13 protein-coding genes are annotated in these 14581 nt (G+C 41.5%); 9 read left to right on the top strand and 4 right to left on the bottom strand.

Annotation, left to right across the window (positions count from 1 at the left end):
- Positions 1-92: 92 nt before the first annotated feature.
- Together PAND9192_RS17895 and PAND9192_RS17890 are read right to left on the bottom strand one after the other, a co-directional pair.
- Positions 93-1325 carry a NupC/NupG family nucleoside CNT transporter gene (locus PAND9192_RS17895; RefSeq protein ID WP_087854840.1) on the bottom strand — a complete coding sequence of 411 codons (1233 nt, stop codon included), beginning with the start codon at positions 1323-1325 and terminating at the stop codon, positions 93-95.
- 151 nt (positions 1326-1476) lie between these two features.
- Positions 1477-2127 (bottom strand): Crp/Fnr family transcriptional regulator, encoded by a 651-nt coding sequence (locus PAND9192_RS17890; RefSeq protein ID WP_087854839.1) that lies wholly within the window; start codon positions 2125-2127, stop codon positions 1477-1479.
- 133 nt (positions 2128-2260) lie between these two features.
- On the opposite strand from PAND9192_RS17890, the gene deoD reads away from it, so the two are divergent.
- Entirely contained in the window at positions 2261-2971 is a 711-nt protein-coding gene (deoD, locus tag PAND9192_RS17885) for a purine-nucleoside phosphorylase (protein ID WP_087854838.1), read from the top strand.
- A 55-nt stretch (positions 2972-3026) separates the two neighbouring features.
- Here deoD and glnD read toward each other — a convergent pair whose 3' ends face one another.
- A complete protein-coding gene (gene glnD / locus PAND9192_RS17880; protein ID WP_087854837.1) occupies positions 3027-5648 on the bottom strand; it encodes a bifunctional uridylyltransferase/uridylyl-removing protein GlnD in 2622 nt (873 codons plus the stop codon).
- Positions 5649-5785: 137 nt separating this feature from the next.
- Complete coding sequence (gene map / locus PAND9192_RS17875) at positions 5786-6625, bottom strand: type I methionyl aminopeptidase (protein ID WP_060998760.1); 840 nt, start codon at positions 6623-6625, stop codon at positions 5786-5788.
- A gap of 372 nt (positions 6626-6997) precedes the next feature.
- Here map and rpsB point away from each other — a divergent pair, with 372 nt between their 5' ends.
- From rpsB to rseP, 8 genes are all read left to right on the top strand, one after another.
- On the top strand, positions 6998-7726 hold the full coding sequence (gene rpsB, locus PAND9192_RS17870) for a 30S ribosomal protein S2 (RefSeq protein WP_060998759.1): 729 nt from the start codon (positions 6998-7000) through the stop codon (positions 7724-7726).
- Positions 7727-7843: 117 nt separating this feature from the next.
- Complete coding sequence (tsf, locus tag PAND9192_RS17865) at positions 7844-8689, top strand: translation elongation factor Ts (protein ID WP_087854836.1); 846 nt, start codon at positions 7844-7846, stop codon at positions 8687-8689.
- A gap of 91 nt (positions 8690-8780) precedes the next feature.
- A complete protein-coding gene (pyrH, locus tag PAND9192_RS17860; protein WP_060998757.1) occupies positions 8781-9509 on the top strand; it encodes a UMP kinase in 729 nt (242 codons plus the stop codon).
- A 67-nt stretch (positions 9510-9576) separates the two neighbouring features.
- Positions 9577-10134 (top strand): ribosome recycling factor, encoded by a 558-nt coding sequence (gene frr / locus PAND9192_RS17855; RefSeq protein ID WP_060998756.1) that lies wholly within the window; start codon positions 9577-9579, stop codon positions 10132-10134.
- A gap of 77 nt (positions 10135-10211) precedes the next feature.
- Positions 10212-10973, top strand: coding sequence for an undecaprenyl pyrophosphate synthase (gene uppS / locus PAND9192_RS17850; RefSeq protein ID WP_087854835.1), 762 nt, complete (start codon positions 10212-10214; stop codon positions 10971-10973).
- 108 nt (positions 10974-11081) lie between these two features.
- Positions 11082-11930 carry a phosphatidate cytidylyltransferase gene (locus PAND9192_RS17845; protein WP_087854834.1) on the top strand — a complete coding sequence of 283 codons (849 nt, stop codon included), beginning with the start codon at positions 11082-11084 and terminating at the stop codon, positions 11928-11930.
- 66 nt (positions 11931-11996) lie between these two features.
- Positions 11997-13193 carry a 1-deoxy-D-xylulose-5-phosphate reductoisomerase gene (gene ispC / locus PAND9192_RS17840; protein WP_087854833.1) on the top strand — a complete coding sequence of 399 codons (1197 nt, stop codon included), beginning with the start codon at positions 11997-11999 and terminating at the stop codon, positions 13191-13193.
- Positions 13190-14545 carry a sigma E protease regulator RseP gene (gene rseP / locus PAND9192_RS17835; RefSeq protein WP_087854832.1) on the top strand — a complete coding sequence of 452 codons (1356 nt, stop codon included), beginning with the start codon at positions 13190-13192 and terminating at the stop codon, positions 14543-14545. The genes ispC and rseP overlap by 4 nt, the downstream gene beginning before the upstream one ends.
- Positions 14546-14581 lie beyond the last annotated feature (36 nt).

Raw genomic sequence — 14581 nt, 5'->3', positions numbered from 1 at the left:
CCGTCGCACAATTAAATTAATGGTTACCCTGTTGTGATTCACGGGGTAACCATTACGGAATGAAATTTATTTATTGATAAACAATTGTGTGATTAAACGACAGCTCCTAATGAGACTAATAATCCCGCAATAGTTCCGCTCATTAAATTAGCAAGGATCGCAGCAATCAGCGTTCGACCACCAATTTGTGATAACTCTTTTCCCCTCGTAGGTGCCATTGCACGTAAGCCACCAATGACCAAGGCTAACGAACCAATATTGGCAAACCCACATAATGCAAACACCACAATAGCTTGCGTTTTTTCAGATAGCTGATCGGCAACCTCAATAAAGCTTACATAAGCAATAAATTCATTAACAATAATTTTCTGCCCAATGAAAGAAGCAGCAAGCGTCGCTTCAGACCAAGGTACACCCAGTAAGAAAGCCAGTGGCGCTAATAGGTAACCAAGCAGTAATTGAATCGTCACACCATCAAAGCCTAGCATGGCTGCGATACCACCAATAATGCCATTAACCATCGCCATTAAAGCCACGATTGCAATTAATAGTGCGGTTACACAACCGACTTGATGTAAGCCAACCATCGCGCCCTGCGTGATGGCGTCTAATAGTGTTTCTGGTTTGTCTTCAGTTTGTTCAATAATTTGATCAAGATCTTGACGCGGGGTTTCTGTTTCCGGACACATAAGTTTGGCAAACAATAGTCCAGCAGGTGCGGTCATGAAACAAGCAGTTAGAATGTACTTTACGTCGATGCCAAGATTGATGTAACCAATCATAGTACCGCCCGCCACAGAGGCTAAACCGCCGGTCATAATGGCAAACAATTCAGAGCGAGTCATAGTGGCAATAAAAGGGCGTAAGGTTGTTGGTGCTTCGATTGGACCGACAAAAATATTCGCCGTCGCTGACATCGATTCAGAATAACTGATCCCTAAAGGACGTTTAAGTCCCTTACCTAATAAGCCTACAATTTTTTGCATGATTTTAAGGTAATACAGCACTGAAATAAGGGCTGAAATAAAGATCACGACACACAGCACATTAATTAAAAAGATAAACCCGAGTTTATATTGAGCTAAATCACCAAAAGCAAAGCTTAAGCCATCATTGGCATAGCTGATGACATTATTAACACCTGTCGCAATTCCTTGCAGTAACATTTGTCCAGCGGGGACATACATTACAAATGCACCAAAACCGATTTGAATCATAAGCGCCCCAAACACGGTTCTAAAACGAATTTTTTTACGGTTTTCTGATAATAATACTGCAATAGCGATCAAAACAATCATGCCAATAATACTGGTGATAATGCTCATAACGGTAATGTCTCAATAGATTCAAAGGGGCTGTTTAGCGTCAGTGTTAACAGCGACCGATGCGTTTTATCTATTGTGGAATCAAAAAAAAAGGACATAAGTCCCTTTTAACGAAAACGTTTGCGCGATGAGTCAATAAAGCAGCATTTTGCTACTTCTGAATAAGATTTAGTTCTTGTACTAAGCTGTCAGCGGCTAATAGACGATAATGTTTATGTTGTTTTTCTAATGTAGCAGCTGTTAATAAATCTTTAATTACTCGTCGTAAAGCTCGCGGGGTTGCGCCAAGCTCACCAGCATGTTGTTCAATATTAAATTCAAACCAACCTTGAGCGCTTAAGTGCGATTTTTTAATTAATAATCGAATGGTATTAAAGCGCAAACTATGCAGAATATTATCTAAAGTGTGACCAATTGATTCTTCATAGCGATGAGAAATTAATTGCAAAAAAGCTAACCCTAACTCGGCATTATTAAGCACAGCTTCTAGGAGTTTATGACGTGGAATTTGATAACCAATACCATCGCTTAATGCCGCCACACTGAACACACTTGTGCCTTGTTCTCGAAATATTTCCATTTCGCCTAAAATGCCTGAAAACCCTTGTTGAGCGTTAACAATATAACGTTTACCGACAGGGCTAAGGTAGGACACTAAAAAAGCACAATCTTGTACTAGATAGAGGCTATCACTCGGTTCACCCTGAGCAATAAACATTTGGTTGGCTGTTAATTTAACTGGACGGCAGCAGGGTAATTGTAATAAACGTTGATACAGCGATAAGTGCAGTTGCTGAGGCATAAGTTAATTTCATTATAATCGAGTAAGTGACTAAGATTGATACTGAAGATGGACAAGTGTCCTTTTCAAGCGCGGAGCTTATCTTTACAGTGCGGGTATCTCAACCTCTTTTTTATTTGGAATTGATACTTCGATGGCGACTCCACACATTAATGCTCAAGCACATGACTTTGCTGATACTATTTTAATGCCAGGCGATCCGCTACGGGCTAAATATATTGCAGAGAATTTCTTAGAAAACGCACAAGAAGTAACCAATGTTCGCGGTATGCTTGGCTTTACTGGATTCTATAAAGGTCAGCGATTATCTGTAATGGGGCATGGTATGGGCGCGCCTTCTGCGTCTATTTATGTTCAAGAGTTAATTACTCACTATAACGTCAAAAATTTTATTCGCATTGGTAGCTGTGGTGCTATCCATGATGATGTACAACTGATGGATTTGATCGTCGCGATGGGAGCAAGTACGGATTCTAAAATGAACCGTACTCGACTGCGTGATCATGATTTTTCAGCGTTAGCTAACTACGACATGCTACGTACTGCGGTTGATCTTGCAAAAGAAAAACAGTTATCAGTAAAAGTCGGTAATGTATTCTCATCTGATTTATTTTACCGTCCAGACGAAGATTTTTATCAACAACTGGCACAGTACGGTATTTATGGTGTTGAAATGGAAGTGTCAGCATTTTATACCCTTGCTGCTCAGTTTGGCGTCAAAGCATTAGCTATTTGTACTGTAACTGATCACATTTTGCGTCATGAAGGCTTAAATGCAGAAGATCGTGTAACGACGTTGAACGACATGATTAATTTAGCACTAGAGACAGCAATTACATTGTAATTTCAGTAGTACATAACAACACCGTCGTTAAATACGGTGTTGTTATGGTTGTTATTTAAGCATGTTTGTTAATCGTTAAGATCAGCGTTTGGCGTAATAATTGTTGCTGCTCGGTGGTTAAACGGCCGCCAGATTCATTAACAATAATAAAAAAGTCTTCTGCACGCTCACCAATAGTGGTGATCTTTGCTGCTTGTAAACTAATATTCAGTTCTGCAAATACCGCACCTATTTTTGCCAATAAACCTGGCATATCCAGCGCAACTAATTCCATCATCGTTTTACGGCCAGTTTTGGTCGCTAAAAACTCCACTTTTGTCGGTACATTAAAATGAAGTAGCTTGCGCGGTGCACGGCGAATCTTACGTTCAGATTTCATTACCGTTAGCGCTTTAGTGAGATTTCGTATAATACCGACATGGCGATTTTCATTGATCGCTTTACCATTGGGATCCAGTACCATAAACGTATCAAGAGTGTAGCCATCTTTACTGTTCATGATCTGCGCATCATGAATACTGAGGTTTTTCTTATCTAGCTCTGAGACCACAATCGCAAACAGTTTGGCTTTATCTTTACTGTAAATAAATACTTCTGTGCCGCCACGGGTCGCTTTCTTACTCATCAAGATAATCGGTTTATCACCACTGTGTTTTAATAGTGCCTGTGCATGCCATGCCAATTGTTTATGGGTGTGACGCAGGAAATAATCGGCTTTAAAACGACGCCACAGGACTTCAATATCACGGGGTATAAAGCCTTTACTGCGCAAGATTGCTGATGCTAGCTGTTGGTTATGACGAATACGACCACGCATATCTGGCGTTTTTTCCAGTCCGCGGCGTAAAGTCTTTTGGGTTGAGTAGTAAAGCTCAGCCAGTAATGTACGCTTCCAGCTATTCCATAAGTCTTGGTTAGTAGCACAAATATCGGCAACGGTTAAACAGACTAAATAATCTAAATGTTCTTCATCACCCACTTGTTTGGCAAATTCAGCCACCACTTCAGGATCGTAAATATCACGTCGCTGTGCTGTAACCGACATTAATAAATGTTTTTGCACTAACCATGCGACTGTTTCTGCATCAGGGTGGGATAGTCCGTGTTCGATACAAAAATCATAAGCATCTACCGCACCTAACTCGGAGTGATCACCACCGCGCCCTTTAGCGATATCATGAAATATCGCCGCTAAAATCAAGATCTCTTTTTTGATTAAACGTGGGTAAACCTCACAACAAATAGGGTGCTGCGAGTGATGATTAGGATCGTTGAATTTATGGAGATTTTTAATCACACGAATACTATGTTCATCGACGGTATAAACATGAAATAAATCAAATTGCATTTGACCAACAATATGACTCCACTGTGGCAGGTACGCTGCAATAACGCCATGACGATGCATTAACCGAAATGCTTTTTGAAGTGCATTGGGTTGGCGAACCAATTCCATGAATTTTTCACGAGCGGCTGGAATTTCAATCAAAAAACGATTTAAACGTCGACGAGCGGTGCGTAATTGGCGCAGAGTGGGCGCTGCAATGCCTTCGATATCAGAGTTTTGAGCAATATGAAGAAACATATCGAGGATGGTTTCTGGTCGTGCTTGAAATAACGCAGGTTTAGTTGCTTCAATCAAATTGCCACGTAATTGAAAATCATCATTTAATACAATGGGAGCTAAACGTGCATCAGGTTTAATGATGGCTTCATCAAACAGTTGTAGTAGCATCTTATTGAGCTCAGCAACACGGCGCAGAATTCGATAAAAAGCCTTCATCATCATTTCAACAGCTTGGTTTCCTTCACCATGGTAATCGAGGTGTGCTGCGACTGAGGGTTGATGATCAAAAGTGAGGCGATTGTCATAACGACGTAGCTCAATGTGGAGCGCAAATCGAATTCGCCACAAGGCATTTTGGCATTCAACCAATTCACGGTATTCAGCATCAGTTAAAAAGCCATGATGACTCATTTCTAATAAGCTGGTGGCACCAAAATGACGCCGTGCAACCCAGCTAAGAGTGTGAATATCACGTAAACCACCAGGACTAGATTTAATATCTGGCTCAAGATTATAGGTGGTATCGTGGTAGCGAGCATGACGCACTCGTTGTTCTTCAAGTTTAGCTTGAAAGAATGTTTCACTTGGCCAAAATTGTGGCGAATTAATAGCGACAGTTAATTGATGAAAAGTTTGCTGATTACCGCATAAGAAGCGTGACTCAGTTAAATTGGTCGCAACAGTTAGATCATCTTTGCCAACCGCAATACATTCATCGACAGTACGTACACTTTGGCCGACCTCTAACCGTAAATCCCATAATAGCGTGATAAGCGCGCTAACATTATTAGCGACGTCTTCTTCTAATGGATGCTGGCTTAATATTAATAAATCGACATCTGATAATGGGTGTAATTCTCCACGGCCATAGCCCCCAACGGCAATTAATGCCAGATCTGGTTGTTGTTCAAAGCCATAAAAACGCCATAGTCGAATCAAAAGCTGATCGATAAATTGGCTGCGCTCTGTGACCAAATCAATAATCGATTTTTGTTGTTTAAATTGATGCTTTTGCTCTTCAGAAAAATGATTAAGGGCACTGCGTAGGCTGTCGAGCGTAATGGCATCATCGAGGTAATCAGAAAGTTGCGTCGCTGAAATGTCAGTCATTGCTATCCGTGCGGTAAAGGTATCTTAAGATCACTATAACCATTTCGAGCGCTGAACTGTATCGCTAGATATAAAAAAACCGACACAGGAGGTCGGTTTTTTGGATTTCAGGATGTACTGTAATTGCAGATGCCGAATTATGCGTTATGCATTAGGCGTGGCAATGTTTCTTCTTTACGTAAGGTTAAGATTTCACAGCCATCTTTGGTTACTAGTAAGGTGTGTTCCCACTGTGCTGATTTTTTACCATCAACAGTGTATACCGTCCAGCCATCTTGCTCATCTGATTCACAGCTGAATTTACCAGCATTAATCATTGGCTCAATAGTAAAGCACATGCCTTCTTTCATGACAGTGCGATCGCTATTTTTATAGTGAACAACTTGTGGTTCTTCATGGAATTCATTACCAATACCATGACCACAGTAATCTTTCACGATAGAAAAACGGCTGCTGCCTGCTTTGATGAACTTCTGAATAGCGGTACCCAGATCACCAATTTTAGCGCCCGGTTTTACTTTTTTGATTGCCAGATAAAGGCTTTCTTGAGCAACGCGGCAAAGGCGTTTGTCTTCAAGAGATACTTCACCTACTTCAAACATCTTTGAAGTATCACCATGGTAACCGTCTTTAATCACTGTCACGTCAATATTAATGATGTCGCCATCTTTTAATACTGCTGGCTTGTTATATTTACCACCTGCTTCTACAACAATTTCATCTTTAGATGCAGGAATGCCGTGGCAAACAACGTGGTTAATTGAGGTACACACAGATTTAGGAAAGCCGTGGTAGTTCAACGGTGCTGGAATTGCTTGTTGAACTTGTGTGATGTAGTCATGACAAATTTTGTCTAACTCTTCTGTGGTCACACCTGCCTTTACATGCGGTTCGATCATTTCTAATACGTCTGCTGCCAAACGGCCAGCAACACGCATTTTTTCAATTTCTTCAGCCGTTTTGATCTTAATGCTCATAAAATCGTCTCAATCTGTATGTTTCTGTGTGGTTGTTATATTACCAGCCGCAAGGGGTTAAAGGGAAGATAAGATTAGTTCTCATATCCAATTTTGACTGGATTTTATTGGCCGTTCTATGGTATAAAGCGCGCCGTAAACAGTGATTTTGTTTCTGTTATAAGTGAAAATTTGACCCTTAGCTGGTTAAGTTGACGTGTATTAATGGTACAACTTGATTGGATTACACATACTTTTATTATTATTCACACATATCGACACATCTGCCGGGGTGCTCAGTTACTTATTGTAAGTAACAATGGCGATTACGCTGTTATCGGGTCGGTTTTAAGATGGGATATGTGGACGCCTAACCCCATAGAGGATTATTCAATGGCAACTGTATCAATGCGCGACATGCTTCAGGCTGGTGTACACTTTGGTCACCAAACTCGTTACTGGAACCCAAAAATGAAGCCATTCATTTTCGGCGCTCGTAACCGTGTACATATCATCAACCTAGAAAAAACTGTACCAATGTTCAATGCAGCACTAGCTGAAATTGAAAAAATTGCTGCTCGTAAGGGTAAAGTTCTTTTTGTTGGTACTAAGCGCGCAGCTAGCGAATCAATCAAAGAAGCAGCAATCAGCTGTGACCAGTACTACGTAAACAACCGTTGGTTGGGTGGTATGTTGACTAACTGGAAAACTGTTCGTCAATCAATCAAGCGTCTTAAAGAACTTGAAGCTCAATCTATTGATGGTACTTTCGAAAAGCTAACCAAGAAAGAAGCGCTTATGCGTACTCGTGAAATGGAAAAGCTTGAGAAATCACTAGGTGGTATTAAGAACATGGGCGGCCTACCAGACGCAATGTTCGTAATCGGCGCTGACTGTGAGCACATCGCAATCAAAGAAGCTAACAACCTAGGTATCCCAGTATTTGCTGTTGTTGATACTAACTCTGATCCAGACGGCGTTGATTTCGTTATCCCAGGTAACGATGACGCAATCCGCGCGATTCAGCTTTACACTGGTTCTGTAGCTCAAACTGTTAAAGAAGCTCGTAACCAAGATATCGCTGTTCAAGCAGAAGAAGACGGTTTCGTAGCTGAAGCTTAATAGCCTGCTGCTTTACATAAGCATCTTAAGTTACCTTGCGTAAACTAAGAATGGTTACCAGGGGCCGATAATGGCCCCTGATTTTTACTCAACGAATTCAAATCTGAGGATTATCACATGGCAACAGTTACAGCTGCCCTAGTTAAAGAACTGCGTGAACGTACTGGCGCAGGTATGATGGATTGTAAGAAAGCACTAGTAGAAGCTAACGCTGATATCGAGCTAGCAATCGAAAACATGCGTAAGAGCGGTGCTGCTAAGGCTGCTAAAAAAGCAGGTAACGTAGCAGCTGAAGGTACTATCATCATCAAAGATGCTGACGGTAAAGCAGCACTTGTTGAAGTAAACTGCCAGACTGACTTCGTTGCTAAAGACGGTAGCTTCCTAGCATTCGCTAACGCTGTAGCTGATGCTGCACTTGCTAGCCATGCTACAGTTGAAGAGCTTCAAGCACAATTTGAAGAAGCACGTATCGAGCTAGTAGCTAAGATCGGTGAGAACATCTCTATCCGTCGCGTAGCTTACATTGCTGGTGACAAAGTTTCTGCTTACACTCACGGTGCTCGCATCGCAGTAGTTGTTGCTGGTAACGGCGACGAAGAAACACTTAAGCACATCGCAATGCACGTTGCTGCATCTAAGCCTGAGTACGTTAACCCATCTGACGTACCTGCTGACGTTGTTGCTAAAGAGCGTGAAGTTCAAGTTGAAATCGCTATGAACGAAGGCAAGCCACAAGCTATCGCTGAGAAGATGGTTGAAGGTCGCATGAAGAAGTTCACTGGCGAAGTTTCTCTAACTGGTCAAGCTTTCATCATGGAACCAAAGAAAACTGTTGGCGATATCTTGAAAGAAACAGGCGCTACAGTAACTAACTTCGTACGTCTAGAAGTTGGCGAAGGTATCGAGAAAGCTCAAGAAATGAGCTTTGCTGAAGAAGTAGCAGCTGTTCAAAAAGGTTAATCCTTTTTAATCAGAATACCAAAGACCGCAACCGACGTTGCGGTCTTTTTACAACTCCATATCTCAAAATCAGCTTGGAAGGTAAAAAAACATGACCACAAACCCTAAACCAACTTATCAACGCATTCTTTTAAAACTAAGTGGTGAAGCACTACAAGGTAAAGAAGGATTTGGTATTGACGCTCAAGTTCTTGACCGTATGGCACAAGAAGTAAAAGAACTTGTTGAATTAGGTGTTCAAGTCGGCCTTGTTATCGGTGGTGGTAACCTATTCCGTGGTGCTGGTCTGGCTGAAGCGGGTATGAACCGAGTTGTGGGCGACCACATGGGTATGCTAGCAACGGTAATGAACGGCTTAGCAATGCGTGATGCGCTGCACCGTGCCTATGTGAACGCGCGCGTAATGTCTGCTATTCCTTTAAATGGCGTATGTGATAACTATAACTGGGCTGACGCGATCAGTCAGTTACGCCAAGGCCGTGTTGTTATTTTCTCTGCCGGTACAGGCAATCCGTTCTTCACAACAGATTCTGCTGCATGTCTTCGTGGTATCGAAATCGAAGCTGATGTAGTATTAAAAGCAACAAAAGTTGAAGGCGTGTTCACGGATGATCCAGTTAAAAATCCAGATGCTACGCTTTGTGAAAAGCTAAGCTACCAAGATGTACTTGAAAAAGAACTTAAGGTAATGGATTTGGCTGCATTTACTCTTGCTCGTGACCACAACATGCCAATTCGTGTATTTAACATGAATAAGCCAGGTGCATTGCGCCGTGTTGTGATGGGTGAGCAAGAAGGTACGCTGATCACTAACGCTTAAGCCTTGTGAATTTAATGTAGTGCTGAAAATCAGCACTATGATGACAGCATAATTTAAGGTATTTATCGTGATTAACGAAATTAAACAAGATGCGCAAACGCGCATGGAAAAAAGCGTAGAAGCGCTTCGTAACCAACTAGTAAAGATCCGTACAGGTCGTGCACATCCAAGCCTACTTGATACGATTCATGTTGAGTACTACGGTGCAAATACCCCGCTAAACCAAGTTGCTAACGTAGTTGCAGAAGATTCTCGTACATTAGCGATTACTGTTTTTGACCGTGAGCTTGCGCCTAAAGTTGAAAAAGCGATTATGATGTCTGATTTGGGTCTGAACCCAATGTCAGCGGGTACGGTAATTCGTGTACCATTGCCACCGCTAACAGAAGAGCGTCGTCGTGATCTAGTTAAGATTGTACGTGCTGAAGCAGAGCAAAGCCGTGTAGCGGTACGTAATATTCGTCGTGATGCTAACGCAACAGTTAAATCTTTACTAAAAGATAAAGATATTTCTGAAGATGATGATCGTCGTGCACAAGATGAAGTTCAGAAACTAACAGATGAAGCTATCAAGAATATTGAAGCTGTTCTTGAAGTAAAAGAAAAAGAGCTAATGGAAGTTTAAGACATTCTTGTCTTAATTTAGCTGACAAAGTTAAGGCGCTGTGCGGCAGCACGGCGCTTTTTTTTTGAGGGATAAATATGGCACAACCTTCAATAGACGCTGTTCCTTCAGCCGACTATCTTCCACAACACATCGCAGTGATTATGGATGGTAATGGCCGTTGGGCTAAAGCCAAAGGTAAAGCGCGAGTATTTGGCCATAAAGCAGGCGTAGAAGCAGTACGTAAGACCGTTTCTACTGCAAATCGACTTGGTATTAAAGTTGTTACACTGTTTGCTTTTAGTAGTGAAAATTGGCGTCGTCCAGAGGATGAGGTCTCATTACTAATGGAATTATTCATGACCGTTTTAGGTCGTGAAGTTAAAAGACTACATAAAAATAATATTCGATTATGTATTATCGGAGACAAAAGTCGCTTCAGTGCTCGGTTGCAGAAAAAAATCGCTGCCGCAGAGTTATTAACTGAAGGTAACACTGGGCTAGTGTTAAATGTGGCTGCTAATTACGGCGGTCAATGGGATATTCTTCAAGCCACAAAGCAAATGATGCAGCGTGTTATTGATCAACAACTTGATATTGAATCTCTGACTGAACAAGATTTAGCGCAGGGGTTAGTGACTCAAGGCTTGCCTGATGTTGATCTGTTAATTCGTACTAGTGGTGAATGTCGCATTAGTAATTTTATGCTGTGGCAAACCGCCTACGCTGAATTATATTTTACTGAACAACATTGGCCTGACTTTGATGAACAAAGTTTAGTTAATGCTGTGGCATGGTTTGTTAATCGTGAACGTCGTTTTGGTTGTACTGGCGAGCAGATACAAGCTTTGTTAAAATAAAAGATATTATTTTCGCCAATGCGCAGGGTTGTGTGTTGGCGTTATTGTTTAGGTAACGGTTTTTTCCGCTACTAAATATTATATTTCCTATATAAAAGAGGACGCAGTTTGCTCAAGCAACGAATTATTACCGCGCTAATCCTCGCGCCACTCGTCATTGCAGGAATATTTTTCCTGCCGTTGCCTGCTTTTATTATTGCGATGGCTGCAATAACCTTAGTTGGTTTCTGGGAGTGGACGCAGTTTGTTAACGCATCATCACGTATTAATGCGATGATTTTACCGACGATCATGCTAGGAGCAAGCATCGCGCTGTTACCTACCGATCCTGCTTCTCTTTCTCATCCCGATGGCATCTATCGCGCGATATTACTAATTGGTGGTTTATGGTGGTTAGTCGCTTCTGCATTAGCGATTAGTTATCCTAAAAGTGCTGATTTTTGGTCAAAGAAACCGTTTTTAAAACAAATTTTTGGCTTGCTCACATTATTGCCTTTTTTTTGGAGTATTTTAATGCTCCGCGCCGTGAATTATGACAATAATCCGTATCATGGTGCTTGCTTAGTTTTACTAGTGTGCTTATTAGTGTGGGCTGCCGATACTGGCGCTTATTTCTCTGGCAAGCGTTTTGGTAAGCATAAGATGGCGCCAGCGGTGAGCCCAAATAAAACTATTGAAGGACTCATTGGTGGAGCCTGTCTTGCTATTTTTATAACTTGGTTAGGTTCACACTTATTATCGATTGAGTTTTCATCATTAGGTCAATTATTCTTTATTGCTATTGTCACCGTGATTATTTCCGTTTTAGGCGACTTAGTTGAAAGTATGTTTAAACGTGTTTCTGGCATTAAAGATAGCGGTAATATATTACCTGGACATGGTGGTATTCTAGACCGAATTGATAGTTTAACTGCAGCGATCCCTGTATTTGCGTTGCTCTATCTGTGGCTAATATAATTAATAATAGCCATCTCTTCTAAAGGCAGCTATTTCGCTGCCTTTTTTGTAACTGTAAGTGATTTTATGCGTAAGTTAACGATTCTTGGTGCGACGGGCTCAATTGGTAGTAGTACGTTAGCGGTAATTGCTCAAAACCCTAATTCATTTGAAGTCACCGCTTTAGCTGCGGGTTCTAATGTTGAGAAGATGTTTGCACTATGTCAGCAATGGCAACCAAAATATGCTGCAATGGCATCTGCAACTGCTGCTATTCAACTTAAGGCATTGATTGAGCAAGCAAGTTTAAATATCACAGTATTAAGTGGTGACGAAGGTATTTGTCAGGTTGCCGCATTAGATGATGTTGATACCGTGATGGCGGCAATTGTTGGTGCGGCGGGTTTATTACCCACCATGGCAGCGGTTAAAAAAGGTAAGCGAATCTTATTAGCTAATAAGGAAGCGCTGGTAATGACCGGTCAAATGTTCATTGATGCATGTGAGCAATATGGTGCGGAATTATTACCTGTTGATAGTGAACATAATGCGATTTTTCAAGCATTACCGGCTGAAATTCAACGTCGTATGGGGCGTTGTGATTTAGCCGCTTCTGGTGTGAGTAAAGTATTATTAACCGGCTCTGGTGGTCCATTCCGCTATACTGATATCAGTGCCTTAGATGCAGTGACTCCAGCAATGGCGATTGCACATCCTAATTGGTCGATGGGGCCTAAAATCTCGGTTGACTCTGCAACCATGATGAATAAAGGTTTGGAATACATTGAAGCACGCTGGCTATTTAATGCTAGCCGTGAGCAGATGCAAGTGATTATTCATCCACAGTCAGTGATTCATTCAATGGTGCAATACAAAGATGGCTCGGTCATCGCACAAATGGGATTGCCTGATATGTGTACCCCGATTGCGTGTGCTATGGCTTATCCTGAACGTGTTGATGCAGGCGTGGCGCCACTTGATTTTAGCAAGATCGGTGAGTTTACCTTTATGGAGCCTGATTTTGAGCGTTACCCATGCTTAAAGTTAGCTATTGACGCTTGTTATCAAGGACAAGCAGCGACAACAACTCTAAACGCTGCTAATGAAATAGCTGTGGCTGCATTTTTAACTAACGAGATCCGCTTTACTGATATTGCTAAAGTGAATCAGTTGGTGTTAGAAAGAGCAGTATTAACTGAACCTAATGATATTGATGCCGTAATGATGCTAGATAAACAAGCACGTGAGCTTGCGTTAGACATTATTGCGAAGGAATTTGCATGATTGAATTTATCCGTAATTTAAGCGCTTTTTTAGTTGCTCTTGGTATTCTTATCGCAGTGCATGAGTTTGGCCATTTTTGGGTTGCTCGTCGCTGTGGCGTCTATGTTGAACGTTTTTCTATTGGTTTTGGTAAAGCCTTGTTTAAGCGTACAGGCAAAGATGGTACTGAATACACATTAGCCATGATACCACTTGGTGGTTATGTCAAAATGCTTGATGAGCGGGTAGCTGAAGTACCGCCTGAGAAGCGTCATATGGCGTTTAATAATAAGAAAATTTGGCAACGAAGTGCTATTGTTGCAGCAGGGCCAATGGCAAACTTTGTGTTTGCTATTTTTGCTTATTGGGTGGTTTATCTTATTGGGGTGCCAGCATTAAAGCCTGTAATTGGCGAAGTTGCACCCCAATCAATCGCGGCAAAAGCGGGAATTATTCCCGGAATGGAACTAAAATCAGTTTCTGGACTCGAAACATCTGATTGGGAATCAGCCAATATGGCATTAATTTCCCAAATCGGAGATAAACAAGTGGTTATAACAGCACAAGAGCCTGACAGTTCGATTGTTGTTTCACGTACACTTGATTTAACTCATTGGTCATTTGATCCTGAATCACAGCGAGTATTGACGACATTGGGGATCACCCCATTTACACCGCCAATTACGCTAACTGTTTCACAACTTGTTGATAATAGTGCAGCAATTGATGCAGGATTTAAATTAAATGATAAGATTGTCGCAGTAGATAATAAATCAGTAACGCAGTGGCAGCAATTTGTTGATGCTGTTCGTACACATCCAGGAACAACGCTACAAGTTGAAGTTTTACGTGATGAAGAACCGATGATGCTATCATTGACTCCGCGTGTAAAAGTAGAAGCTGATGGCAAAGAAGTTGGCTATGTAGGATTGGCACCAAGTATTGAACCTTGGCCAGCATCGTACAAAGTTAATTTGCAGTTTGGTCCAATTGATGCGGCGATAAAAGCGACCGAGAAAACCGGTCAATTAGTGTCATTAACGTTTGATATGGTCACTAAGCTTGTTACTGGTGATGTTGCAATGAAAAACCTCAGTGGGCCGATTTCTATCGCCAAAGGGGCTGGAATGACTGCCGAGTTTGGCTTAGTCTATTTCCTTGGTTTCTTAGCGTTGATCAGTGTTAACTTAGGTATTGTAAACTTATTACCTTTACCTGTACTTGATGGCGGACATTTAATGTTTTTTGCTGTTGAGGCGGTAACTCGTCGTCCTGTATCTGAACGAATTCAGGATATTGGCTATAGAGTGGGATCAGCCATCTTGGTTGCGTTAATGGCGGTTGCGCTATTCAATGATTTTACCCGACTTTAATAAATGCGTATTTAGCAAGGAATAATCAGTACAGTA

The organism is Photobacterium andalusiense, assembly GCF_900185625.1.
In the GTDB taxonomy this organism is placed as follows: Bacteria; Pseudomonadota; Gammaproteobacteria; order Enterobacterales; family Vibrionaceae; genus Photobacterium; species Photobacterium aquimaris.
Note: the sequence above shows the minus strand (reverse complement) of the source record. Positions and strands in the feature narration are given on the sequence as shown.

Excerpts from the sequence above, each read along its gene's own strand:
- rpsB (WP_060998759.1), top strand. The coding sequence starts at position 6,998 with ATGGCAACTGTATCAATGCGCGACATGCTTCAGGCTGGTGTACACTTT.
- tsf (WP_087854836.1), top strand. The coding sequence starts at position 7,844 with ATGGCAACAGTTACAGCTGCCCTAGTTAAAGAACTGCGTGAACGTACT.
- PAND9192_RS17895 (WP_087854840.1), bottom strand. The coding sequence starts at position 1,325 with ATGAGCATTATCACCAGTATTATTGGCATGATTGTTTTGATCGCTATT.
- ispC (WP_087854833.1), top strand. The coding sequence starts at position 11,997 with ATGCGTAAGTTAACGATTCTTGGTGCGACGGGCTCAATTGGTAGTAGT.
- uppS (WP_087854835.1), top strand. The coding sequence starts at position 10,212 with ATGGCACAACCTTCAATAGACGCTGTTCCTTCAGCCGACTATCTTCCA.
- glnD (WP_087854837.1), bottom strand. The coding sequence starts at position 5,648 with ATGACTGACATTTCAGCGACGCAACTTTCTGATTACCTCGATGATGCC.
- map (WP_060998760.1), bottom strand. The coding sequence starts at position 6,625 with ATGAGCATTAAGATCAAAACGGCTGAAGAAATTGAAAAAATGCGTGTT.
- pyrH (WP_060998757.1), top strand. The coding sequence starts at position 8,781 with ATGACCACAAACCCTAAACCAACTTATCAACGCATTCTTTTAAAACTA.
- rseP (WP_087854832.1), top strand. The coding sequence starts at position 13,190 with ATGATTGAATTTATCCGTAATTTAAGCGCTTTTTTAGTTGCTCTTGGT.
- deoD (WP_087854838.1), top strand. The coding sequence starts at position 2,261 with ATGGCGACTCCACACATTAATGCTCAAGCACATGACTTTGCTGATACT.
- PAND9192_RS17890 (WP_087854839.1), bottom strand. The coding sequence starts at position 2,127 with ATGCCTCAGCAACTGCACTTATCGCTGTATCAACGTTTATTACAATTA.